19 protein-coding genes, 3 tRNA genes and 3 rRNA genes are annotated in these 25,725 nt (G+C 42.5%); 16 read left to right on the top strand and 9 right to left on the bottom strand.

Annotated features, from left to right (window positions below):
• The first annotated feature begins 93 nt into the window (after positions 1-93).
• The 3 genes from RB604_RS00440 to RB604_RS00430 all read left to right on the top strand — a co-directional run bounded on the left by RB604_RS00440 (position 94) and on the right by RB604_RS00430 (position 4,513).
• The gene (locus tag RB604_RS00440; protein WP_165354001.1) at positions 94-1,377 is read left to right on the top strand and encodes a T9SS type A sorting domain-containing protein; all 1,284 of its coding nucleotides are present in this window, start codon (positions 94-96) and stop codon (positions 1,375-1,377) included.
• Between the two features lie 231 nt (positions 1,378-1,608).
• Positions 1,609-3,573, top strand: coding sequence for a S8 family peptidase (locus RB604_RS00435; protein ID WP_309007549.1), 1,965 nt, complete (start codon positions 1,609-1,611; stop codon positions 3,571-3,573).
• Between the two features lie 49 nt (positions 3,574-3,622).
• A complete protein-coding gene (locus RB604_RS00430) occupies positions 3,623-4,513 on the top strand; it encodes a DUF3843 family protein (protein WP_055295235.1) in 891 nt (296 codons plus the stop codon).
• Between the two features lie 125 nt (positions 4,514-4,638).
• On the opposite strand, the gene RB604_RS00425 is transcribed toward RB604_RS00430, so the two are convergent.
• The 8 genes from RB604_RS00425 to RB604_RS00390 all read right to left on the bottom strand — a co-directional run bounded on the left by RB604_RS00425 (position 4,639) and on the right by RB604_RS00390 (position 11,552).
• Entirely contained in the window at positions 4,639-5,007 is a 369-nt protein-coding gene (locus tag RB604_RS00425; protein ID WP_224206429.1) for an Arm DNA-binding domain-containing protein, read from the bottom strand.
• Between the two features lie 106 nt (positions 5,008-5,113).
• Positions 5,114-5,186, bottom strand: a tRNA-Phe gene (locus tag RB604_RS00420).
• A gap of 266 nt (positions 5,187-5,452) precedes the next feature.
• Complete coding sequence (gene thiL, locus RB604_RS00415) at positions 5,453-6,484, bottom strand: thiamine-phosphate kinase (protein WP_005933911.1); 1,032 nt, start codon at positions 6,482-6,484, stop codon at positions 5,453-5,455.
• A gap of 40 nt (positions 6,485-6,524) precedes the next feature.
• On the bottom strand, positions 6,525-7,334 hold the full coding sequence (locus RB604_RS00410) for a purine-nucleoside phosphorylase (RefSeq protein WP_005933910.1): 810 nt from the start codon (positions 7,332-7,334) through the stop codon (positions 6,525-6,527).
• Positions 7,273-8,403 carry a tetraacyldisaccharide 4'-kinase gene (gene lpxK, locus RB604_RS00405; RefSeq protein ID WP_005933908.1) on the bottom strand — a complete coding sequence of 377 codons (1,131 nt, stop codon included), beginning with the start codon at positions 8,401-8,403 and terminating at the stop codon, positions 7,273-7,275. Before lpxK ends, RB604_RS00410 begins: the two co-directional genes overlap by 62 nt.
• 10 nt (positions 8,404-8,413) lie before the next feature.
• Complete coding sequence (gene sppA / locus RB604_RS00400; protein WP_055295231.1) at positions 8,414-10,192, bottom strand: signal peptide peptidase SppA; 1,779 nt, start codon at positions 10,190-10,192, stop codon at positions 8,414-8,416.
• 210 nt (positions 10,193-10,402) lie between these two features.
• On the bottom strand, positions 10,403-10,915 hold the full coding sequence (locus RB604_RS00395) for a ferritin-like domain-containing protein (protein ID WP_044094167.1): 513 nt from the start codon (positions 10,913-10,915) through the stop codon (positions 10,403-10,405).
• A gap of 478 nt (positions 10,916-11,393) precedes the next feature.
• Positions 11,394-11,552: a hypothetical protein gene (locus RB604_RS00390; RefSeq protein ID WP_165354002.1), complete on the bottom strand. Its 159-nt coding sequence runs from the start codon at positions 11,550-11,552 to the stop codon at positions 11,394-11,396.
• Between the two features lie 972 nt (positions 11,553-12,524).
• Between RB604_RS00390 and RB604_RS00385 the strand changes: the two genes are divergently transcribed.
• The 5 genes from RB604_RS00385 to rrf all read left to right on the top strand — a co-directional run bounded on the left by RB604_RS00385 (position 12,525) and on the right by rrf (position 17,700).
• A 16S ribosomal RNA gene (locus RB604_RS00385) occupies positions 12,525-14,047 on the top strand.
• Between the two features lie 153 nt (positions 14,048-14,200).
• Positions 14,201-14,274, top strand: a tRNA-Ile gene (locus RB604_RS00380).
• A gap of 82 nt (positions 14,275-14,356) precedes the next feature.
• Positions 14,357-14,430, top strand: a tRNA-Ala gene (locus RB604_RS00375).
• Positions 14,431-14,622: 192 nt separating this feature from the next.
• Positions 14,623-17,507 (top strand): 23S ribosomal RNA (locus RB604_RS00370).
• A gap of 82 nt (positions 17,508-17,589) precedes the next feature.
• A 5S ribosomal RNA gene (gene rrf, locus RB604_RS00365) occupies positions 17,590-17,700 on the top strand.
• The 16S, 23S and 5S rRNA genes sit together here with 2 tRNA genes alongside, the layout of an rRNA operon.
• 189 nt (positions 17,701-17,889) lie before the next feature.
• Here the strand turns inward: rrf and RB604_RS00360 are convergent.
• On the bottom strand, positions 17,890-18,774 hold the full coding sequence (locus RB604_RS00360) for an NAD kinase (RefSeq protein WP_005933699.1): 885 nt from the start codon (positions 18,772-18,774) through the stop codon (positions 17,890-17,892).
• Positions 18,775-18,877: 103 nt separating this feature from the next.
• Between RB604_RS00360 and RB604_RS00355 the strand changes: the two genes are divergently transcribed.
• The 8 genes from RB604_RS00355 (at position 18,878) to ndk (ending at position 25,725) form a co-directional block, all read left to right on the top strand.
• Positions 18,878-19,591: a pyridoxine 5'-phosphate synthase gene (locus RB604_RS00355; RefSeq protein ID WP_005933696.1), complete on the top strand. Its 714-nt coding sequence runs from the start codon at positions 18,878-18,880 to the stop codon at positions 19,589-19,591.
• Positions 19,591-20,313, top strand: a complete 723-nt coding sequence (locus RB604_RS00350; protein ID WP_005933693.1) for a MotA/TolQ/ExbB proton channel family protein — start codon at positions 19,591-19,593, stop codon at positions 20,311-20,313. The genes RB604_RS00355 and RB604_RS00350 overlap by 1 nt, the downstream gene beginning before the upstream one ends.
• 29 nt (positions 20,314-20,342) lie before the next feature.
• Entirely contained in the window at positions 20,343-20,762 is a 420-nt protein-coding gene (locus tag RB604_RS00345; RefSeq protein WP_005933690.1) for an ExbD/TolR family protein, read from the top strand.
• Positions 20,762-21,598 (top strand): TonB family protein, encoded by an 837-nt coding sequence (locus RB604_RS00340; RefSeq protein ID WP_005933687.1) that lies wholly within the window; start codon positions 20,762-20,764, stop codon positions 21,596-21,598. Before RB604_RS00345 ends, RB604_RS00340 begins: the two co-directional genes overlap by 1 nt.
• A gap of 134 nt (positions 21,599-21,732) precedes the next feature.
• Positions 21,733-22,284 carry a DJ-1 family glyoxalase III gene (locus tag RB604_RS00335; protein ID WP_007482113.1) on the top strand — a complete coding sequence of 184 codons (552 nt, stop codon included), beginning with the start codon at positions 21,733-21,735 and terminating at the stop codon, positions 22,282-22,284.
• Positions 22,285-22,288: 4 nt separating this feature from the next.
• Positions 22,289-22,951 carry a 2-C-methyl-D-erythritol 4-phosphate cytidylyltransferase gene (locus RB604_RS00330; RefSeq protein ID WP_007482114.1) on the top strand — a complete coding sequence of 221 codons (663 nt, stop codon included), beginning with the start codon at positions 22,289-22,291 and terminating at the stop codon, positions 22,949-22,951.
• Complete coding sequence (gene recG / locus RB604_RS00325) at positions 22,944-25,040, top strand: ATP-dependent DNA helicase RecG (RefSeq protein WP_007482115.1); 2,097 nt, start codon at positions 22,944-22,946, stop codon at positions 25,038-25,040. Before RB604_RS00330 ends, recG begins: the two co-directional genes overlap by 8 nt.
• Before the next feature lie 220 nt (positions 25,041-25,260).
• Entirely contained in the window at positions 25,261-25,725 is a 465-nt protein-coding gene (gene ndk / locus RB604_RS00320; protein WP_021936639.1) for a nucleoside-diphosphate kinase, read from the top strand.

The raw sequence follows: 25,725 nt of genomic DNA, 5'->3' as shown, positions 1-25,725 counted from the left end.
TACTTATTTATTAATAAATTATTTTTTTATGTCTAATTAATAAAATATTTACAACTTATGAAGAAGTATTACTTATAATTATTAATGGCGATTATGGCAATCGCGGTTAGTGCACAGGAACCATGGGATGGTACTAGTGCTTCATGGACTAATGGAGATGGAAGCAGTGAAAAACCCTATTTAATCGAAAATGGGCAACATCTGGCTTTTTTGGCAGAACAGGTTCTTGCGGGAGAAACTTATGCGGGAAAATTCTTTTTACTGACTAAGGATCTGGATATGGGAGCCGACAAAGGATTAAAGTTTGATCCGATCGGAATGTATGATGATTATATAGATACAAGTAATCCCAATCAGGGAGAAGATCAAGGTATAATTGAAGCCTCAAAATGTTTTTCGGGAGTGTTTGACGGAAATGGCAAAAAGATAGATAATATTCATATTTATTATATTGATGAAATGTCTGTGGGTGGAACTGGATTGTTTGGTTGTATTGGCAAAGGAGCGATTATTCAGAATTTAGGAATCGGAGAGAAATCAACAATCGAAGGAATGGATCAGACTGGTGCTTTAGTGGGGTATATGAAAGGTGGACTTGTCCAGTATTGTTATAATGAAGGAACTATTGATATGAAATCCGGTATGATATCCGGTGGTCTCGTTGGTGGTGGTGAAAATGGCAAAATTGCGAATTGTTATAATAGAGGTATGGTTACGGGGACAACATATGCTGCTGGGATTATAGGATTTGCTGATAAAGATTTTATTGTAGAGAACTGCTACAATAATGGCATGATTTATTCTACGGGTTTTACTCCTGCTGGGGTGATAGGTTATCTATGTTCTGGTCGTATCAGTAATTGTTACAATGCAGGTCTTTTTGTAATAGATGATACTCCTATGGGAGTAGTAGGGGATATTGATGCAGGTGTTATAATTGAAAATTGTTATTTTCTGGAAGCTGATGGTGTTGAAAATGAACATGCCGGAGTAACCTCTAAAACCAATGATGAAATGTTGTCTGTAGACTTTTTGAATGTACTAAATGGGACACAGAGTCCAGCTCCGTGGGTAGCGGATGTTAATACGGTTAATGAAGGGTTACCAATTCTTGCTTGGCAGATTTCCGGTACTACAGGAATGCAAGCAACCCAACAAGAACTTGATTGTGAGTTGTTTGTGGAAAACCAAGCTGTATATGTTACATTTGAATCATCTGAGAGCGGAGAGGTTATCGTTATGGATATGACTGGTAGAACAATTATTGATAAAACAATTCAAAGTGGTGACTCCGTAATTATCTTAGATAAGGGTATATATATTGTGATGGTAAAAGCGGACGGACAACAACACATAACTAAAATTGCGATTAAATAAAATTCTCTCTTGGAGGGGTCGTCTTTATGAAAGGGATGGCCTCTCTTTTTATTTTTAAACTATATCCTTATGAAATCCTCTGTCATTGGAATTTTTTTATTGTTTGTATTGCCATTATGCTGTATAGCTCAGGTGGAATATTGTGATTATTCACCTAAATTTTCTGCAGCAACAGTTTCTAAAATTCAATCCTATCAATCATTAAAAAAAAATAGAAATGTTGTTTCCGGTGTGGAATCTCTTTTTGCTTATGTTCGTCTGAGCCCTGGAGCCAACGTGGAGGATTTATGTAGTTGCTATAATGTTCATTTGAATGTGGGATATAACGGTCTTTATACAGCTGTGATTCCGATGGATATTCTTGAATCTTTTGCAAAAGAAGAAACGGTTCTTGATGTAGATGCTGGGAAGGAGGTACATTTAATGATGGACTCTGTTAGAATATTGACACATGTGGATGAGGTGCATGTCGGAATAGGTTTACCTACTTCCTATCAGGGTGAAGGAACTATTATAGGTATCATAGATCGTGGATTTGATTTTACACATCCAAATTTCAGAGATGAAAATGGAGATTGTAGAATACGATATGTATGGGATCAGAATCAATTTTTGGTGACTTCTAACTCATCTTATGGATACGGACTGGAATATTCAACTACAGAACAGATATTGGTAGCTAAGCGTGATATGTCTGGTGAAACACATGGGACACATGTGGCCGGAATAGCTACAGGAAGTTGGGATAATGTTTATAAGGGGATAGCTCCTAAATCGGAAATTGTTTTGATTTCAGTAAATGGGACGGAACAAGGCATATTGGATGGTATTGATTTTTTATTGCATTATGCCGATGAGAAAAATAAGCCCATTTCTATCAATTTAAGTATGGGTACTGTATTGGGATACAAAGATGGTACGGATAGCTTTTCCATTTTGATTGATAATTTGATGAAAGGTAAACAGGGAAAGCTCTTATCTATTGCTGCTGGTAATGAGGGACATCGGAAAACGACTTTGACCGGTACATTTAATGAGGCACAGAAAGAAATTAAAAGCTATTTAGTCCCTCCCTCTTATGATAGGGATAATCTTTTTATTCAAGGTGTAGTAGGATCAACTTACACTGTTACCATTAGTTTAAAAGATACACTGAGTAATAAATTACTTTTCTCCGAGAGTTTTATATCGGGTGAAAAGTGGAGCAAAAGTTATACTGGATTTGGATCGGAAGAAAAAAATGATGCGGTTCTGAACATTTCGTCTGATGTGAATCTTATAAATAATAATCCTGCTTTTAATGTTTATCTGTCTTATACGAAACCGGAATCAGAAGTTTGGGAGATTGCTCTTTCTTCTAACCAGGGAAAATATATGATTAATTGTGATTATGGTTATTTTTCGTCAGCAGGAAAAGAAGGGTATATGGAAGGAAGTACGGATTATACTATTGCTTGTACAGCAACAGGATTCGAGATTATTTCTGTAGGTGCCTATGTGTCTAAAGAGGAATATACGGATATTTTAGGGACGGTACATCGTTCGGATTGGTCTAAATTTCATCTTTATCCGCTTTCGGGAAAGGGACCGACTTATGATGGACGTATAAAACCGGATGTGGTGGCTCCAGGAGCTACTGTTATCTCATCTTTCAATTCTTATGCAGCTTCCTATAGTGTAGCGACCGCTGATAAAGCATTGGAAATAGAAGATATATCCGGAAGAAAATATTCATGGGGGATGGCTAATGGCACCTCAATGGCAACACCTGTTGTGACCGGTACATTGGCTCTGTGGCTTGAAGCGAATCCTGAACTTACAGTCTATGAAGTGAAAGAAATTATTCAAAAAACCGCTACTGAAGATATATATACGGGAGAATTACCTAATGGAAAATATGGAATGGGAAAGTTGAATACCGTAGCTGGCCTTTATGAAATTTTGAAGCAAACTTCTGTTGAGAAAAATAAGTATCTTGATATTGATTATATTTATGATAGGAATACAGGGTGGATAAAATTTCTTTCAGAGGTTCCATTGGAGCAATTGTGTATTTATTCAGCATCTGGCGAACTGCTTGATGTGCAGACTAATTTGAAGGACAATGAATTTCAACTGTGTCAGTATCCTGCAGGTATATATCTAATTAAAATTCGGACACAAAATATTTTAAAGGTATTTAAAGTAGCCAGATAGAACATTTAAAATATGATTCCAATTTTTTACGGAAGAGCAGATAGAAAGAGTGGAAGACGAATTGCAAGCTTTATTGGAGGATGATTTGGATGATTCGGCATTTGCTTATGCTGTCGCTTCCATTATGGCATGTTGTGAAAAGACCGGTCCGTTAGCTCTTTATGGCAAGGATTGGCTGGCAGCTATGTTGTCTCACTGGGGGGTGGTAGACGAGAGTGAACGTATTGCAATGATCGAACCATTAAAGCACTCGGTCTATCTGTTGAAACGGTATGATTCACAAATAATTTGCTTGGAGGATAGGAAAGGGAAAGAGTACATTGTTTCGCGCGATTCTTTCAATTCTTTGCCTGATAGTACTTTACTGGACAATAAAAGCTTTATGGCCTCTTTAGTGAAATACAATGGTGAGTGGCAGGTGAATGGTATGAGTTCATGGAGTCGGGGGAGAACGCTTTTTGATGCATATAAAGCTAAGTTATCTGCAATGGGCTGCGATTCTGCGTTGTATGATAAGCTCATGAAGGCTAATGAGAATCATCCTATGTTATATTTCAAAAATAATGAAGAGATGTTGGAATGGTTTGATAGACACATTGGTTTTGACGAGAATTTTACTTTCCCTGACCAAATGATGGAGCGATCTTTTTTGGCTGTTTATATAGAGAAGGATAAAGATATCGCTATAATTCCCAATGGTGCTTTAATGATTAAGGATGAACGTAATCCTTATTATGATAAGAAAGAAGCTGAGTCAGGTGGTGTAAATCTTATTGTGTCTGCAGAGGTGGCTCCGAAAGAAATGTTGCATTACTTGATAGAGCATAAACTGCTTCCTGATGTTTGCATTAATTCTATGAAAGGAATGGAAAGAGGAAAACAACTGGTTCAGGAAAATATGGATTTTATAGCACGTTTTATGCGAGGAAATGATTATTAGACATCATGCTTGCTTCGTCAATAGCCTTAATTTTATTCTGATGATAGCTGATACTTTGTATTTTCTCTTGACGATAAATCGATGTCGGCAGCATATACGATCGTAGGTTGTCCACTTTCTTCAGTTCACCGTTGTGCATCTCTAAGAGCCTGCATCTGCTCTGTAAACACGTCTCCTACAGTCTTTGAGTTACTGGGTTTACAGACTTTCTCGACTAAGCTCGTTGCTGTAAAGTCCCTGTCCATTGCCTTAAACTCCATAATCTGTTCAGAGTATGCTTGTAGTTTCTGGGCGATTAGAGTAGTCAGAGCTTCCCTGTTAGGGCATTTAGGTTTAGGAGCATTCTTGGTGAAATCCCAGTGGGCGGGGTTGATAGACAATCCAATGCTGATGTACTTACGTTTCCTGTCCTTGCACACCCTAATCATTAGGGGCGATTCACTGTTCTTGAGTACTTTAGATTTGTAACAAATCACGTTTACGGTCACATTCATGGTTTACTTCTTGGTTTACACAACCTGCGTAAACTCCATGTAAACCATAGTCTGTTACAAATAAAAAAGAGAGCTACTTTAGTAGGTAACTCTCTGATTTATAAGGTGGTGCCACCAGGAATCGAACCGGGGACACAAGGATTTTCAGTCCTTTGCTCTACCAACTGAGCTATGGCACCTTTCTTTTATTTTGCGAATGCAAAGGTAGTGAAAGTTTTTTTATTCTGCAAGAAGTAGTGAAATAAAAATCATTGATATCTAATTACCTGGTTTATTATCAGCAATATACAAGATGAAAAATATTTTTATTTTAATTAAATAGAAAGGAGGAGAGGATTTATTAGTTGTCTTTGGTGGAATGTTAAATACAGCCTTTTGTATATAAGAAATACGTATCTTAAAATATTTAAAATACGTATTTCTGGAATCGGTGAAATAATAAATACTATTTCTGTAATAAAGGATTCCAACCTTGTGCTTTCAATTCGAATTCTTGTCCGTCTCGTGTTATTAGAGCACAACCTAATTCGGGTTTGGTGATATGTCCAATTAGGCGTACTCCTTCCATTTCGGATATTTTTTCGTGATCGGCAATAGGAACGGTAAAGAGTAACTCATAATCCTCACCGCCGTTCATTGCACAGGTTGTGAGGTTCATATTGAATTCCTCTGCCATAACAGCTGTCTGATAATCTATAGGTATATGTTCTTCGTAAACACGACAACCGGCATTGCTTTGAGAACAGATGTGTAACAACTCGGAAGATAATCCATCGGAGATGTCCATCATGGAGGTGGGGGTAATATTGGCGGCAGCTAACTTTTCAATAATGTCTTTACGAGCTTCGGGTTTGAGTTGTCGCTCCAACAGATATTCTTTGCCGGAGAAATCCGGTTGCGCATCTTGTTCGCCTTTGAATACTGCTTTTTCGCGTTCCAATAATTGCAGACCCATGTAGGCGGCACCTAAATCACCACTGACGCAGATTAGATCTGTTTCCTTTGCACCGTTGCGGTAGACGACTTTATCTTTATCCGCTTCTCCGATACAGGTGATGCTGATGGCAAAGCCCGTTAGAGAAGAAGTGGTATCTCCACCTACAATGTCAACGTGATATTGCTGGCATGCCAGGCGGAGCCCGGCATAAAACTCATCCATGTCTTCCACGCTGAAGCGTTTGGATAGGGCAAGTGAGACGGTAATCTGCTTTGGTGTTCCGTTCATCGCGTAGATATCGGAGAAGTTGACAATGGCGGATTTATATCCCAAATGCTTTAAGGGCATGTAAGTCAAGTCAAAGTGTACACCTTCCATAAGCAAGTCGGTTGTCACCAGTACTTGCTTTTCCGAAGGGTAGGAGAGGACGGCAGCATCGTCGCCTATTCCATATTTGCTTGATTCATTTTCTAATTTGATTCCCTCAGTGAGATGCTTGATGAGGCCGAACTCGCCAAGGGTTGCTATTTCTGTTCTCATAAAATCTAATTAATGATAAGATCCTTCCGTTTTGAACGGATTAGGCACGATTGATAAGTTCACGCATGATGGTAGTCATTTTGGGTTGAGCAGCGTCGGCCGCTTTTTGGACTTCCTCGTGTGATACCTCTACAATTTTCCCTTCTACTCCCAAATCGGTTACAACCGAGATTCCGAATACCTTAATTCCACAATGATTGGCTACAATTACTTCGGGTACTGTAGACATGCCTACGGCATCCGCCCCAAGAATGTGGAACAGCTTATATTCGGAAGGGGTTTCGAATGTTGGTCCTTGTGTGCCTATATAAACTCCTTGCTGTACTTTTATTCCTTTCTCTTTGGCTATCTCTTTCGCTTTACGAATCAGCTCCTTGTTGTATGCCTCGCTCATGTCCGGAAAACGCGGACCGTATGGGATGTTCTTTCCACGAAGCGGATGTTCGGGGAAATAGTTGATATGGTCGGTAATAATCATCAGGTCGCCTATTTCGAAATCGGGATTGGTGCCACCACTGGCATTGGATACGAATAATGTTTTAATGCCCAATTCGCGCATGACGCGCACCGGGAAGGTTACTTCTTGCATGGAATAACCTTCGTAATAGTGAAAACGTCCCTGCATTGCCATAATGTCTTTATTACCCAATTTACCGAAAATAAGCTTCCCGCTATGTCCTTCAACGGTTGATACAGGGAAGTTGGGGATGTCTTCATACTTTATTTCATACTTCTCAGTAATTTCATTTGCCAGGCTGCCAAGTCCGGTACCCAGAATGATCGCCGTTTCAGGACTTGTGTGCATCTTTCCTTTCAGAAAAGCTGCCGTCTCTTGTATTTTCTCTAACATAGCCAATAATGTGTTGGTTAAAAATATCTTGTTGATTCTGTAATATTTCTACTTCAATGGGAAGAATGTAAATATATTTTTTTAGTTCTCTATCCATCACCGGATGATGTACCAGACGGGTGGCATCCTTTTCGGTGGTGATGATCAAGCGTTGTTCTCCCTTTAGTTTTTTGAACCGCTCCCTGATGGACTGTATATCGCGTTGACTGAAATTATGATGATCGTCGAATGCCAACAAGTCTATATGCGATGTATATTTCTCCAACTCTTGCATAATAGGGGCAGGAGAAGCAATTCCTGTGAGCAGTAGCACCTGTTCGTCTGCTTGCAAAGTGGATAGTTTTCTTTCTGTTTTTCCTGCTATTTCCGGAAATGCCGGCTGTAGGTTTCCATAGCGGAAAGCAGAAAAAAATAACATCTGATAAGGAAATAGGTTCAGCCTTTTTGTAATAATATTGAAATCTATCGGTTTTATGTCCGGAGGGCATTTGGTGACAATGACAATTTGTGCACGATTTTTCCCATGTACGGATTCACGAAGCAACCCTGCTGGCAATAATGCATCATCACAGAACAGACGGTGATAATCTGTCAGGAGGATGTTGAGACCGGCTTTAACATAGCGGTGTTGAAATGCGTCATCAAGCAGAACAACTTCTACCGGAGGATTATTCAATTTGCAAAGTTGTTCGATGCCATGACAGCGATTTTCGTCCACGGCCACCCGGATATCGGAGAATTTTGATTTTATTTGGTAAGGTTCATCGCCTATATTGCGTGCATTACTTTCGCCGGTAGATAATATGTAGCCTTTTGTATGGCGTTTGTATCCCCGGCTCAATACGGCAACCTGAAATTTATGACGAAGTAATTTTATCAGATACTCGGTGTGTGGCGTTTTACCGGTTCCTCCTACGGCAATGTTGCCGATACAGATGACAGGAACGTTAAAACTCTTTGACCGGAGATATCCCCAGTCAAAGAGTTTGTTTCTTAAGGTAACCCCTATTCCATAAAGGAATGAAATAGGGTATAGCCATTTATGTATCTTGATAAAATTTTCTTCCATGCAGAAAAGTTTACTTAATATTCAGTTCGAATGGAACGCGTGCCTGTATCATGGAGCGTTCGCTTAAATTCTTCAATAAACTGAAGTCTTTATAATAATCTCCTAATTTGCTTTTCAGGAGTTGAGATTCTACATAGCTTGTTGGTTGGGTGTCTAACAAAGAAGAGAAAAGATCTTTTTTGGCTGGATAAGCCACAACTGTATATCCTTCCAGATCAGCTTTCTTGACTGCAATGTCGAGTGCTTTGTCAATACCGCCCAGTTCATCTACCAATCCTAATTCTTTGGCTGTTTCACCGGTCCATACACGGCCTTCGGCTATTTTTTCGATTGCTTCTTTAGTCATGTGACGCCCTTCGGCACAACGGGTAACAAATGTATCGTATCCTTGCGTAATCATCATCTGCATTAATGCTTTTTCATCATTGTTGAACGGGCGCATGATGTTGCCGAAATCTGCAAATTTATTTGTTTTTACCACATCATAAGTCAATCCTACTTTATCAGTAAGTTCTTTTACATTGGGGACCATGCCGAAAATGCCGATGGAACCGGTAAGAGTAGTAGGTTCTGCTACGATTGTATCGGCTATGCATGAGATGTAATAACCGCCCGATGCTGCGTAGTCACCCATTGAAACGATAACCGGTTTTTCTGCTTTCAGTTCTTTTACGGCATGCCAGATCTGTTCGGAAGCAAAAGCACTTCCACCCGGAGAATTTACACGCAATACAACTGCTTTGACATCTTTATCTTCTTTCAACTTACGTAAATCGCGGATAACTTTATTACCGACAATTCCATCTTCAGAAGTGGGCGAACCTCCCTGATCTGTTATTTCACCTGATGCGTAATAGATGGCTACGATATTGCCGCTTTTGTCTTTCGGCACATTCTTTTTCACATTGATCATATCGCTCAGACCGAGAATAGGCAGACGGTCGTCTTTATCGATGTCAACCAGTTGTTTTAGATAGTCACGTACATTGTTTTTGTAGATCAAGGTGTCTGCCAGTCCGCAACTTACGCTCTCTTCCGCAGGATAGAACATGAGCATCCGGTCAGCATAAGCATTCAGTGAATCCGGTGAAATGTGGCGTGAAGCTGAAACCCCGTCCACTACTTGTCCCCAAATAGAACCGATGAATTCGGTAACTTGTTCGCGGTTAGCGGGGCTCATTTCCGTAGCGATGAAAGGTTCGACTGCCGATTTGTAGGTACCTACTTTGAATATTTGCATTTCAATGCCGACTTTCTGAAGTAAATCTTTGTAAAAAATCGGTGCAGATGCGATGCCTCGCCACTCAATCATTCCTTTCGGATTGAGCAGTACTTTGTCTGCTACACTTGAGAGATAATAAAGACCTTGTGTGTATCCGTCACTATATGCGACAATGAATTTGCCACTTTCTTTAAAATCATTCAAGGCATTACGAATAGCTTGCAGGGACGCATAAGAGGAACTCAGACTGGAAGCCTGTATATAAATGCCTTTGATGTTTTCGTTTTCTTTGGCTTTTTTGATGGAAGATAGAATGTCATCGAGTCCGTAAACATTGGAGTCATCTCCTGTCAATGCCGAGAATATTCCCTCTAAGCTCTCTTGAGTACGTTCTACCAGTGTACCGTTAAGATCGAGCATCATCACTGAGTTTTTCTTGACGACTGTTTCCGTATCGGATGATGAAACGATTCCGAAAATCACCATGATGCCGATGAAGAACAGAACGATGCTTGACAGTATAATACCTGTAACTGTGGCAAGCGTAAATTTAAAGAAATCTTTCATTGTACTTATAGTTTTTTATGCCAGCTCGTATTAAAGCTAACAAAGATAAATAATTGAGTTGATATTTATCCCATAAGTCGCATAGTTTTTTGTTTTGTCACAGTGAGGTGAGTGAAAAATGTGATAACTTAAGGAATTATAGAGCAAAAAAAGAGGGAATCGTCTTATCGCAGATTGCTCCCCCTTTCCCACTCTTTAAGAAACTACTACTTATTTCTTAAGAAAAGATTCTTTCATTTTGGCAATGTCATTCAAGTAATCCTGCAAATCTTGTTCGTGGTCTTCTTCTTCGGCCAGGATATGTTTGGCAATATCACATGTGGTATAGTCTTTTCCTTCTGTGAATTTTGCTATTTCTTGGTAACGAAGTATTGCACAACGTTCGGATGCTACATTCTGATTGAGTAAACTTACCGTATCAAATTGAGTTGGGGTGTCATATTTGCATCTGGCCAATTCGAACCATTGTTTTGGGTCGAGAACCGGAGTTCCTTCCAATTCTATAATACGATCAGCGATTAACTGTGCGTGTTGGCGTTCTTCTTCGGCATGTTCTTCGAATTCACCTTGTACGCCGGTACGCATAGCACCTTCAACGACTAATGCGCCTACCCAATATTGATAGTATGCCAACCATTCTTCAGACAATGCAGCATTAAGCTGTTCAATTAAACTTTTTACATCGAGCTTACCTTGCAGGATTTTCACACTTTCTTTAGCCATAATTTTAAAGTTTAGGTTATAAATATTAAGTTGGTTATTCAACAATGCCGAAAATCTTTTGTTTTGGGATAAATCTGATTTAACAAAAGTAAATGGTCGAAGAATGGCTGTGGTTGGTTGGATGATAATTTGTTTGTTTGAACAGATTAAATTTCTCTTACCTGTTTCCAATGCATTCAACATATCTTTTACTTCCTCTTCTATCCTTTTCTTTTTTTAACATAGTTAATTTCTTTTTCCTGATATTCTTTGCTCTCTTCTAAGTAATTAATTTCCTGATTGCAGGAATACGTATTCTTGCGCGTAGAGAATTGATTTTAACATGGCCTTAAAATCCATTCCTTGTCCTTGGCTATCCGTATCCCTTTTCTTGCTGAAATTCTCCCTTATATGATTGATATATGCCCTTTTGTCTTCTTTTCGGAATCATTCGGCCTTTCCTGTTTCCGGAGCCTTTTTGCCCGTATTTGTCCATTCGTCAACTTAAACTCCCGCTCTTCTTCTCCTTTATGGTATTTTCCCGGTAAAAGCACGCCTTCCCTTTCTTTTCCCATTCCTTCCTTTTATCCCCTCCTGTATCCGGCCTCCATTTCCCCTTCCTGTCAATATTTGTCACAAGGCTTCTTCCTTTCTCCATCCTGAAAGGCTCCTTTTCTCTATTGAAAAATAGATACATCCGTCTTCTTTCTTAATGTGCTGTTTACCAACCTCTTGTCTTTTCTTCTTTTTTCCCGTAGAGAATCTCCCCGTTCCTCTACGAGTCTCCCTTCCTTCCTCTACGGGTTTCCGTCCTTTTCCCGTAGAGTCTCCTTTCCCTTGTTTCTAATCCGTTACATCCCCCTCTTTCCTCCCTTCCTTTCCCTTTCTCCTTGTGTAATGATAAATGCTTCTCCATGCGGCAACGGATTCTTTTCCATAGACCTTCCCTCCCTTTCAATCCGTTTCTTTCTTCATCGTCCCCTTTTTCCCTTCCTTTCCCTTCCTCTGTTTTTATGTTCTACAACATGTTTCATAATCAGCCCCTTACATATTTATTTTCATTTTATTCAAAAATAAACATTGAAATCTTTTGCTTGTATCGTAAAAAGGCCTACTTTTGCATCCGCTTAGCTGAAGAGCCTGAGCCTGTTTCTTTGACATATTGAAAGCGCATTCTCCAAGTTAACGGTTTAAACAAAAAAACTCCCTGAAAGTTTTGGAAGTAAAACAATAAATTCGTTATCTTTGCAGTCCGGTTCGCAAAAAAAAAGGTCGGTTTGGTGTGTCGGTTCTTTCTTTCCCTTTCGCAAGAGAGTCTTAGAGTAGAAAATCCGCAACCCGAAAAAAAAACTTCCGAAATATTTGGCGGTTTAAAATAAACCCCTTACCTTTGCACCCGCTTTTGAAAACAAAGCAACCATAGTTCTTTGAAATATTGATAAACAATACAAGTAGTACGATTCTGTCTTATTAAGTTATGACAGATTAAAAATTTAGAACCGTCAATGCTTATTAATATAGGTATTTAGAATGACGTCAATAGATTTACGGTATCCTGAACAGAGCAATATACTGCCGCGTTTTAATTGTTGATTCATTAATGATTGATTCGTGCAGTCACAATACTTTTACAATGAAGAGTTTGATCCTGGCTCAGGATGAACGCTAGCTACAGGCTTAACACATGCAAGTCGAGGGGCATCAGGGTGTAGCAATACACCGCTGGCGACCGGCGCACGGGTGAGTAACACGTATCCAACCTGCCCTTTACTCGGGGATAGCCTTTCGAAAGAAAGATTAATACCCGATGGTATAACATGACCTCCTGGTTTTGTTATTAAAGAATTTCGGTAGAGGATGGGGATGCGTTCCATTAGGCAGTTGGCGGGGTAACGGCCCACCAAACCTTCGATGGATAGGGGTTCTGAGAGGAAGGTCCCCCACATTGGAACTGAGACACGGTCCAAACTCCTACGGGAGGCAGCAGTGAGGAATATTGGTCAATGGGCGAGAGCCTGAACCAGCCAAGTAGCGTGAAGGATGACCGCCCTATGGGTTGTAAACTTCTTTTATATGGGAATAAAGGGTGCCACGTGTGGCATTTTGTATGTACCATATGAATAAGGATCGGCTAACTCCGTGCCAGCAGCCGCGGTAATACGGAGGATCCGAGCGTTATCCGGATTTATTGGGTTTAAAGGGAGCGTAGGTGGACATGTAAGTCAGTTGTGAAAGTTTGCGGCTCAACCGTAAAATTGCAGTTGAAACTGCGTGTCTTGAGTACAGTAGAGGTGGGCGGAATTCGTGGTGTAGCGGTGAAATGCTTAGATATCACGAAGAACTCCGATTGCGAAGGCAGCTCACTGGACTGCAACTGACACTGATGCTCGAAAGTGTGGGTATCAAACAGGATTAGATACCCTGGTAGTCCACACAGTAAACGATGAATACTCGCTGTTTGCGATATACAGTAAGCGGCCAAGCGAAAGCATTAAGTATTCCACCTGGGGAGTACGCCGGCAACGGTGAAACTCAAAGGAATTGACGGGGGCCCGCACAAGCGGAGGAACATGTGGTTTAATTCGATGATACGCGAGGAACCTTACCCGGGCTTAAATTGCAAATGAATATGCCGGAAACGGCATAGCCGCAAGGCATTTGTGAAGGTGCTGCATGGTTGTCGTCAGCTCGTGCCGTGAGGTGTCGGCTTAAGTGCCATAACGAGCGCAACCCTTATCTTCAGTTACTAACAGGTCATGCTGAGGACTCTGGAGAGACTGCCGTCGTAAGATGTGAGGAAGGTGGGGATGACGTCAAATCAGCACGGCCCTTACGTCCGGGGCTACACACGTGTTACAATGGGGGGTACAGAAGGCCGCTACACAGCGATGTGATGCCAATCCCTAAAGCCCCTCTCAGTTCGGATCGAAGTCTGCAACCCGACTTCGTGAAGCTGGATTCGCTAGTAATCGCGCATCAGCCACGGCGCGGTGAATACGTTCCCGGGCCTTGTACACACCGCCCGTCAAGCCATGGGAGCCGGGGGTACCTGAAGTACGTAACCGCAAGGAGCGTCCTAGGGTAAAACTGGTGACTGGGGCTAAGTCGTAACAAGGTAGCCGTACCGGAAGGTGCGGCTGGAACACCTCCTTTCTGGAGCGATGCCGTAAAGGGCGTCCATTTCCGGTTCTGAATGTACTACTGGTACTTGTTTATTTATAGCATATAGATCGACCGTCTATATTATATTATAGATAGAGATAAACAAGAGAAAGAAGAAGCCGAGCCGCATGGCGAGGTTGAACTAGTCCTATAGCTCAGTTGGTTAGAGCGCTACACTGATAATGTAGAGGTCGGCAGTTCAACTCTGCCTGGGACTACTTCCGCAAGTCGACGCCTGGTGGATTGCGGGTTTGAAACTAAGTTTTCAACTCTCAACTTCCAACTTTCAACTTGTACGAAGGGGGATTAGCTCAGCTGGCTAGAGCATCTGCCTTGCACGCAGAGGGTCAACGGTTCGAATCCGTTATTCTCCACTCCGCTTCGGATTGCCGGTTGTCAAAGGACGACTGACAGTTTAGGGCAAACGATCTTTGACATGATGTACAAAAAGTAAATTTTAGTAAAGAGCTAAAAGTATATATCAAACCGTAGTGTTTCGATTTTGGATTCCTGATTATTGATTTTTAAATTCTTAATTATTGATTTCAAATCGATCCGGTGATATGAAGAAAGTAAGAAAGGGCGCATGGCGGATGCCTTGGCTCTCGGAGGCGATGAAGGACGTGATAAGCTGCGATAAGCTGCGGGTAGGTGCAAATAACCTTTGATCCGCGGATTTCCGAATGGGACAACCCAACCGGTTGAAGACCGGTTATCTATCCAATGATAGAGGCTAACGCAGGGAACTGAAACATCTTAGTACCTGCAGGAAAAGAAAATAAACAATGATTCCCCTAGTAGTGGCGAGCGAACGGGGATTAGCCCAAACCATGGATGTCACGGCATCCATGGGGTTGTAGGACCACGATGTCGCAAGACATCTGACGAATGGAATCCTCTGGAAAGAGGAGCCGTAGACGGTGATAGCCCGGTACATGAAGTCAGACGAAGCGTAGTGGTATCCTGAGTAGCGCGGAGCACGAGGAATTCTGCGTGAACCAGCCGGGACCATCCGGTAAGGCTAAATACTCCCGAGAGACCGATAGCGAACCAGTACTGTGAAGGAAAGGTGAAAAGCACTTCGAATAGAAGAGTGAAATAGTCCCTGAAACCGTGCGCCTACAAGCGGTCGGAGCTGTTTTAAACAGTGACGGCGTGCCTTTTGCATAATGAACCTACGAGTTACTTTTACTGGCAAGGTTAAGCATCTTGAGATGTGTATCCGAAGCGAAAGCGAGTCTGAACAGGGCGTATAGTCAGTAGGAGTAGACGCGAAACCAAGTGATCTACCCTTGGGCAGGTTGAAGGTTAGGTAACACTAACTGGAGGACCGAACCGATAAGCGTTGAAAAGCTTCCGGATGACCTGAGGGTGGGGGTGAAAGGCTAATCAAACTTGGAGATAGCTCGTACTCCCCGAAATGCATTTAGGTGCAGCCTTGTGAGTTACTAATGTGAGGTAGAGCGACTGATAAGATGCGAGGGCTTCGCCGCCTATCAAGTCTTGATAAACTCCGAATGCGCATTAGTCCTATCACAGGAGTGAGGGCATGGGTGCTAAGGTCCATGTCCGAAAGGAGAAGAATCCAGACCATCAGCTAAGGTCCCCAAATAAATGCTAAGTTGAACTAACGAAGTCAGATTGCTAAGACAGCTAGGATGTTGGCTTGGAAGCAGCCATTCATTTAAAGAGTGCGTAACAGCTCACTAGTCGAGGAGTTTGGCGTGGATAATAATCGGGCATCAAGCATTTTACCGAAGCTATGGGATACGTAAGTATCGGTAGGGGAGCATTCCACTCTGCGTCGAAGGTGAAGCGCGAGCTTTGCTGGAGCGTGTGGAAAAGCAAATGTAGGTATAAGTAACGATAAAGGGGGTGGGAAACCCCCTCGCCGAAAGACTAAGGTTTCCTGATCAACGCTAATCGGATCAGGGTTAGTCGGGTCCTAAGGCTCAGCCGAACGGTGATGCCGATGGCAGAACAGGTTAATATTCCTGTACTACCTTAAGGAGTGACGTGGAGACGGAGTCGTGACAGCGCCGCGGACTGACGGAATAGTCCGTTGAAGGGTGTAGATGTTGATTGCGGCAGGCAAATCCACCGCAAGAGTCGAACCTGATAGTATGGAGCGTTCTTCTGAACAATCCAATAGTGCGTGTAATCATACTCCCAAGAAAATCCGCTAAACTTAATCCTTGAGGTACCCGTACCGTAAACGGACACACGTAGTCGGGTTGAATATACTAAGGCGCTTGAGTGATTCACGGTTAAGGAACTAGGCAAATTGACCCTGTAACTTCGGGATAAAGGGTCCCTGCTGAGAGGTAGGGCGCAGAGAATAGGTCCAGGCAACTGTTTAACAAAAACACAGGGCTGTGCAAAATTGAAAGATCACGTATACAGCCTGACACCTGCCCGGTGCTGGAAGGTTAAGAGGAGATGTCATCGCAAGAGAAGCATTGAATTGAAGCCCCAGTAAACGGCGGCCGTAACTATAACGGTCCTAAGGTAGCGAAATTCCTTGTCGGGTAAGTTCCGACCTGCACGAATGGTGTAATGATCTGGACACTGTCTCAACCGTGAGCTCAGTGAAATTGTAGTATCGGTGAAGATGCCGATTACCCGCGATGGGACGAAAAGACCCCGTGAACCTTTACTATAGCTTAACATTGAATTTGGGTAATTGATGTGTAGGATAGGCCGGAGACTTTGAAGCGGGTACGCCAGTATCTGTGGAGTCGCTGTTGAAATACGGCCCTTTGATTATTTGAGTTCTAACTCGTTGTCACGAGGACACTGTTTGGTGGGTAGTTTGACTGGGGTGGTCGCCTCCAAAAGTGTAACGGAGGCTTCTAAAGGTGCCCTCAGGACGATTGGTAACCGTCCGCAGAGTGTAATGGCATAAGGGCGCTTGACTGGGAGACTCACAAGTCGATCAGGTAGGAAACTAGAGCATAGTGATCCGGTGTTTCCGCATGGAAGGGACATCGCTCAAAGGATAAAAGGTACTCCGGGGATAACAGGCTGATCCCTCCCAAGAGCTCATATCGACGGAGGGGTTTGGCACCTCGATGTCGGCTCGTCACATCCTGGGGCTGGAGAAGGTCCCAAGGGTTGGGCTGTTCGCCCATTAAAGTGGCACGCGAGCTGGGTTCAGAACGTCGTGAGACAGTTCGGTCTCTATCTATCGTGGGCGTATGAAATTTGCGTGGCTCTGACACTAGTACGAGAGGACCGTGTTGGACTGACCTCTGGTTTACCGGTTGTGCCGCCAGGTGCATTGCCGGGTATCTAAGTCGGGATTGGATAAGTGCTGAAAGCATCTAAGTACGAAGCCAGCCACAAGATTAGATTTCTCAGGGTCGTCAGAGACGATGACGTTGATAGGAGGCAGGTGTAAAGGTAGTAATATCAAAGCCGAGCCTTACTAATTGCCCGTTGACTTTCTTTTTGTCACGATGGTTTCATATATACGTTTAGCCTGCTGCTGCTGCGGCTTTTGAATTTACTTTTTTCCGTCATGTCTACCTTATTCAGGTGACTATAGCACCGGGGTTCCACCTCTTCCCATTCCGAACAGAGAAGTTAAGCCCGGTCACGCCGATGGTACTGCGTAACAGTGGGAGAGTAGGTAGTCGCCGTTTTTTTTCTGAAGGATCCCCTTGCAACCCGGAATACGGGGGCAAGGGGATTTTCGCGTTTAGGGGGGTATTGGAAGGAATTGGGGGGGAGAGAAGAAGGATGGGAGATGTGAGAATGGAGAGGGGAGAAATGCTATGCAGCGTGACAGCGCAGCCTGCTTCTCACATCTCAATTCTCACATCTCCCTTTAATTAATTCTTCCTCCCTTCTCTCGTGTCCGCCCCCCACATTAATTTAGAGCGGAGTGTATCGAAAAATATATGGTCGTAACGTTTAACGACTTTTATTGCATAGGAAGCTTTACGGATGGTTAAGCGAGTGGTTTCTTTACATGTTTCGCTCCGTCCGTCAATGGCTATGAGAAAGTTGTGGCTACGGCTTTCCACATCAAGGGTTATTTCCCAATCATCACGAATGACGATTGGTCTTACATTAAGACTGTGTGGAGCGACGGGAGTAATGGCTATTGTTTTTGAATGCGGCACAATGATAGGACCTCCTACACTTAATGAATAGGCAGTAGATCCGGTAGGAGTGGCGATAATCAATCCATCCGCTTGATAAGTAGTGAGGAATGCACCGTTTATTGCAGTTCGTATACTTATCATAGACGAGCTATCACGTTTTAGTACGGCTATTTCATTCAATGCAAACGGGGAACATTGTAGATGTTTATCTTCACAGATTAATTGGAGCACACTTCGTTCTTCTACCGTATAGTGTCCGGCATAAATTTCCTCGAAAGTGGCTTCCATTTCTGCCGGAGATATATCAGCTAAAAAACCTAAACGTCCGGTATTTATACCCAAAATGGGAATATTCTTGTCACCTACTCTGCTGGCAGCCTTCAAGAAGGTACCATCTCCCCCAATACAGATAACCATGTCTACAGAAAAATTGTTTCCATCAAACAAACCGGCCGGATGGATGTTAAGTTTCATATCCGACACCAGAAAGCGATAGAATTCTCTGCATAAATACACCTCTGCTCCATGTTTTTCTAATATATGAAACAGAGTTTCTGCATGTGATGATTTTTTGGCTTGGTATGTGTTTCCGAAGATAGCAAATTTCATACTGAACAACATTAGTTAGGGTGCAAATTTGGGATTTTTTTTCCGTATTGCTGTTATGGTGTTACTAATATTTGTATTTTTGCAGCAAACAATTCATGTAATGATGACCAGATTAAGTGTGAACATAAATAAAGTGGCTACTTTAAGAAATGCTCGTGGAGGGGATATCCCTAATGTAGTAAAAGTGGCACTTGATTGTGAGACTTTCGGAGCGGATGGGATAACTGTTCATCCTAGGCCGGATGAACGGCATATCCGTAGAGCCGACGTATATGATTTACGTCCGTTATTACGGACAGAGTTTAATATTGAAGGATATCCTTCTCCTGAATTTATCGATCTTGTATTGAAAGTGAAACCTCATCAGGTGACTTTAGTGCCCGATTCTCCTACTCAGATTACTTCAAATTCCGGTTGGGATACAAAGACCAATATTGATTTTCTGACAGACGTACTTGATCAATTTAATACTGCCGGTATCCGTACCTCTGTGTTTGTTTCGACAGATACGGAGATGATAGAGTATGCAGCTAAAGCCGGAGCCGACCGGGTTGAACTTTATACTGAACCTTATGCCACAGCTTTTCCTAAAGATCCGGAGGTAGCAATAGCTCCTTTTGTAGAAGCTGCGAGGGTGGCACGCAAATTGGGACTGGGATTGAATGCCGGTCATGATTTGAGTCTGTTGAATCTAAACTTCTTTTATAAAAACATACCTTGGCTGGATGAAGTGTCTATTGGACATGCTTTGATTAGCGATGCACTTTATTTGGGACTTGAGCGTACTATTCAAGAATATAAAAATTGTCTCCGTTAATGAATACACTGTTGTTATTGGCCCAAGGGGCTGCAAATATGGCTGATTCACTGGCAACAGCCAATCCGGTGCTTACCACTGTAAATGCACCGGCAGAAATGAATATGCTTGATATGGCTGTGAAAGGCGGCTGGATCATGATAGTGCTTGCAGTATTATCTGTGGGATGTTTCTATATTTTATTCGAGCGTATGTATGCTATTCGGAAAGCCAATAAGGAAGATCCGATGTTTATGGATAAAATCAAGGATTATATTCATAGTGGGGAGATCAAATCGGCCATTAATTATTGCCGTACGGTAGACACTCCTTCGGCACGTATGATCGAGAAAGGGATTAGCCGGCTCGGCCGTCCGGTGAATGATGTGCAGGCTGCTATTGAAAATGTCGGGAATATCGAAGTGGCAAAATTGGAAAAAGGTTTGCCTGTGATGGCTACGATTGCCGGCGGTGCTCCGATGCTCGGTTTCTTAGGTACAGTTACCGGTATGGTGCGTGCTTTTTATGAAATGGCCAATGCAGGTAGCGGTAATATTGATATTACCCTTCTTTCCGGAGGTATCTACGAGGCTATGATTACTACTGTAGGAGGTTTGATAGTGGGGATCATTGCTATGTTTGCTTATAACTATCTTGTAATGTTGGTGGATCGTGTGGTGAATAAGATGGAAACGAAAACGATGGCATTCATGGATTTACTTAATGAACCTGCGCAGAAATAAGGTATTAAACACCTATTGAATAAATTAATATGGCATTAAAACGAAGAGCTAAAATATCGCCCAACTTTAGTATGGCCTCCATGACGGATGTGATATTTTTGTTGTTGATCTTTTTTATGATTACTTCCACTGTGGTATCACCCAATGCTATTAAAGTACTGTTGCCTCAAGGAAAACAGCAGACTTCTGCAAAACCTCTGACAAGGGTGATCATTGATAAGGATTTGAACTTTTATGCAGCTTTCGGAAATGAGAAAGAGCATGCTCTGACGTTGGACGAATTGACTCCTTTTTTGCAGAGTTGTGCAGAAAGAGAACCGGAAATGTATGTAGCACTTTATGCAGATGAGACGGTACCTTACCGTGAAATAGTAAAAGTGTTGAATATTGCGAATGAGAATCATTTTAAAATGGTGCTGGCTACACGGCCGCCCGAAACAGGTAAGTAATGAGCGGAAAGAGAAAGGGTGAATACGTAGGAGTGCTGGGTGCGCTGTTGGTGCATGTGGCGATTATTGCTCTTTTGATTTTGGTGAGTTTTACTGTTCCCAATAATCAGGATGAGGGAGGGGTGCCTGTCATGATGGGGGATGTGGATGTCGCACAAGGAAATTATGATCCTGCCACAATGGTGGATGTGGATGTACTGCCCCCGGAGGAAGTTCCGGAAGTAGAGCCACAGGAAACAACAGAGCAGGAAATGATAACACAGACGGATGAAGAGACTGTTGCTATAAAACCTAAAACGGAGCCGAAGAAAGAAAAACCTAAGGAGGTGAAAAAGCCTGAGAAAACAGCTGCGGAAAAAGCGGCGGAAGCGAAGAAACTTGCAGAAGAGAAAGCTGAAAGAGAACGGAAAGCTGCTGCGGAAGTCGCTGCCAAACGGGTGTCAGGAGCTTTCGGTAAGGGTGCACAGATGGAAGGAAGCAAGGGAACTTCTGATAGCGGAACGGGTGTGGAAGGTAGTAAAGACGGAAATTCTTCAACGGGTTCTAAAACAGGAACAGGCGGTTATGGAACATTTGACCTTAATGGACGTTCTATAGGAGAAGGAGGGTTACCTCGCCCTGTATATAATGTCCAGGAAGAGGGACGTGTAGTCGTTTCTATTACTGTGAATCCTGCCGGACAAGTGATTGCTACAAGCATTAACCGGCAGACAAATACGGTTAATGCCGCTTTGCGTAAAGCAGCGTTAGATGCGGCCAAGAAAGCTCGTTTTAATGCAGTCGAAGGCGTAAACAATCAGACAGGAACAATCACCTATTATTTTAATTTGCGATAAAAATCTTGATGCAATGAGTGGATTGCCGGTGTATCAATGAAAGAGAATAAATTTGATTTATTAGATATAAACTAATTAACGTGCCGATTGGCCGGTGTTTTTTATCATTGGCGTATTGACACATCATTAACATTATGGGAACTGTATATGCCTTTTTTGCAGACGGTTTTGAGGAAATTGAAGCCTTTACTGCCATTGACACGCTGAGACGTGCCGGATTGAATGTAGAGATTGTATCTGTGACACCGGATGAGATTGTCGTTGGTGCACATGATGTTTCTGTACTTTGTGATGTGAACTTTGTAAATTGCGACTTCTTTGATGCTGAATTGTTGCTCTTGCCTGGTGGTATGCCCGGCGCGTCGACTCTTGATAAGCATGAAGGCTTGCGTAAACTAATTTTGGATTTTGCAGAAAAGAATAAACCGATAGCTGCTATTTGTGCGGCACCGATGGTGCTTGGAAAATTAGGACTTCTTAAAGGCCGTAAGGCGACTTGCTATCCGAGCTTTGAACAATATCTGGAAGGTGCCGAATGCCTTGATGAGCCGGTTGTAGTAGATGGGAATATTATCACAGGTATGGGACCGGGTGCTGCTATGGATTTCGCATTGGCAATCGTAGAAAAACTTGTAGGCAAAGAGAAAGTGGATGAGTTGGTAGAAGCAATGTGCGTAAGACGCTGATAGTATGACTCGTACCGCCTTGATCGTAGCCGGTGGCAAGGGTTTGCGTATGGGAAGCGATCTTCCTAAACAATTCCTTCCTATTGGTGGGAAACCTGTGTTGATGCATACCATCGAAGCGTTTTATCGTTTCGATGAAGAAATGAAAATCGTCCTTGTGTTGCCGCAAGAACAGCAGACCTATTGGAGAGAACTTTGTCAGAAGTATCATTTCTCGATTGGACATGTGCTCGCCGATGGCGGTGAGACTCGCTTCCATTCGGTAAAGAACGGTTTGGCATATGTTGAGCCGGGACTGGTAGGCGTGCATGATGGAGTACGTCCGTTCGTTTCACGGCAGGTCATCGAACGTTGTTATCAATTGGCTGAAACAAAAAAAGCGGTAATTCCTGTCGTTGACGTGGTGGAAACGATTCGTCATCTTACGGATACGGGGAGCGAGACTGTATCTCGCAGTGATTACAAGTTGGTTCAAACTCCGCAAGTTTTTGATGTGGAGCTATTGAAACGAGCTTATGCACAGGAATATACTTCGTTTTTTACGGATGATGCTTCTGTGGTGGAAGCGATGGGAGAGTCTGTTTATCTGGCAGAAGGCAATCGTGAGAATATCAAGATTACCACTCCTTTTGATTTGAAAATAAGTAGTGTTCTGGTGAATGTTTGATTTAACTACACGTGACATAAAATATATATCCGGCGTAGGGCCACAGAAAGCGGGTGTACTCAACAAAGAGTTGGAGATATATTCCGTACATGATCTTATTTACTATTTCCCTTATAAATATGTAGATCGCAGCCGTATCTATTATATTCATGAAATAGACGGGAACATGCCTTATATACAACTTAAAGGGCAGATCTTGGGTTTTGAGACTTTTGGTGAAGGACGTCAAAGACGATTAGTCGCTCATTTTTCGGATGGTACCGGTGTGGTGGATTTGGTGTGGTTTCAAGGAATCAAATTCATTCTCGGTAAATATAAAGTTCACGAAGAATATATCGTTTTCGGTAAACCGACGGTTTTTGGCGGACGAATTAATGTGGCGCATCCCGATATAGATAAGACGGCAGAGCTTAAGTTGACGGCTACCGGTTTGCAGCCTTATTACAATACGACGGAGAAGATGAAGCGGAGCTTTCTCAACTCTCATGCAATAGCCAAAATGATGGCGACGGTGCTTCAACAGATACAAGAACCGCTTCCTGAAACTTTATCCTCAAAGATATTGGCCGATCATCACCTGATGCCACTTACGGATGCTTTGCAAAATATTCATTTCCCTGTCAATCCGGAGTTCTTAAGAAAAGCACAGTATCGTTTGAAGTTTGAAGAACTTTTTTACGTGCAACTTAACATCCTGCGATATTCTAAAGATCGGCAACGGAGATATCGGGGCTTTGTTTTTGAGACGGTAGGCAAGGTATTCAATACCTTTTATTCCCGCAACTTACCTTTTGAATTGACAGGAGCCCAAAAACGAGTGTTGAAGGAGATTCGGCAGGATGTAGGTTCGGGACGCCAGATGAACCGTTTGTTGCAGGGAGATGTAGGTAGCGGTAAGACCTTGGTAGCATTAATGAGTATGTTGATGGCACTTGATAATGGTTATCAGGCTTGTATGATGGCCCCTACGGAAATTCTTGCCAACCAGCATTACGAAACGATAAAGGAGCTTCTTTTCGGTATGGATATCCGTGTGGAATTGCTTACCGGTTCGGTGAAAGGGAAGAAACGTGAAGCCATCCTTTCCGGTTTGCTCACAGGGGATGTACGTATTCTGATCGGTACTCATGCTGTCATAGAGGATACTGTCAATTTTTCTTCCCTCGGTTTTGTCGTTATCGACGAACAGCATCGTTTTGGGGTGGCACAACGTGCCCGCCTATGGAGTAAGAATATCCAGCCTCCCCATGTGCTTGTGATGACGGCTACTCCTATACCGAGGACTTTGGCTATGACTCTTTATGGTGATTTGGATGTTTCTGTCATTGATGAGCTGCCTCCGGGACGGAAGCCGATTACTACTATTCATCAATTTGATAATCGTCGCGAAAGTCTTTATCGTTCCGTACATAAGCAGATAGCTGAAGGACGCCAGGTTTACATTGTCTATCCGCTTATAAAAGAAAGTGAAAAGATTGATTTGAAAAACCTTGAAGAAGGGTATTTGCAAATATGTGAAGAGTTTCCGGATTGCAAAGTCTGTAAAGTGCATGGAAAGATGAAACCGGCTGAAAAAGACGGGCAAATGCAGCTTTTTGTCTCGGGAGAGGCACAGATAATGGTGGCTACTACGGTGATCGAGGTAGGAGTAAACGTACCGAATGCCTCTGTGATGATTATAGAAAATGCCGAACGGTTCGGATTGTCGCAGTTACATCAGCTTCGGGGACGTGTCGGCCGTGGGGCGGAACAGTCTTACTGCATTTTGGTGACTAATTATAAGTTGACGGAGGAAACACGGAAGCGCCTTGAAATAATGGTGCGTACCAATGATGGTTTTGAGATAGCGGAAGCCGATTTGAAATTGCGTGGCCCCGGAGATTTGGAAGGCACTCAGCAGAGTGGCATTGCTTTTGATTTGAAAATAGCCGATATAGCACGGGATGGACAATTGCTGCAATATGTTCGTAATATTGCTCAAGACATTGTGGACGCTGATCCGGAAGCATGCCATCCTGAAAATGATATATTATGGCAACAGCTTAGGGCACTTCGCAAGACGAACGTTAACTGGGCTTCGATAAGTTGAAAAACGGTTAAACATGCAGCTTATTTGCAGAATATGTTGCAAAACATATATTCTTCATAGACCTCCTATTTATAGTACTTTAAAGTCTGTTTTTCTCGTTTTTCCTTTCGGAGGATACAAAAAAAAGTTAAGAGACTACCCAGTATTTCGAAGGAAAATACTATCTTTGGAAGAATTTTATAATAAATGTATCGTTTAACACTTTGATAACAGTCATATTATGATTGAAAAAACACTGGTGATCTTGAAGCCCTGCACCGTACAACGGGCGTTGATAGGTGAGATTCTTCACCGTTTCGAACGTAAAGGTTTACGCTTAGCCGGGATGAAGATGATGCAGTTGACAGATGAAGTGTTGAGCGAACATTACGCCCATCTCAGTACAAAGCCGTTCTTTCAACGTGTAAAGGATTCTATGATGACAGCTCCTGTTGTCGTTTGTTGTTTTGAGGGTGTAGATGCAATTCAAGCAGTCCGTACGTTGGCAGGTCCTACTAACGGACGTCTGGCAGCACCGGGAACTATTCGGGGAGATTACAGCATGAGTTTTCAAGAAAACATTGTTCATGCTTCTGATTCACCGGAGACCGCGGCGGCCGAATTAAACAGATTTTTTAAACCGGAAGAAATATTCGACTATAAGCAGGCTGTATTCGACTACCTGTATGCAAATGACGAATATTAA

The organism is Bacteroides salyersiae (assembly GCF_031172035.1).
Taxonomy (GTDB): domain Bacteria; phylum Bacteroidota; class Bacteroidia; order Bacteroidales; family Bacteroidaceae; genus Bacteroides; species Bacteroides salyersiae.
This window is presented reverse-complemented; position numbering and strand designations above follow the sequence as displayed.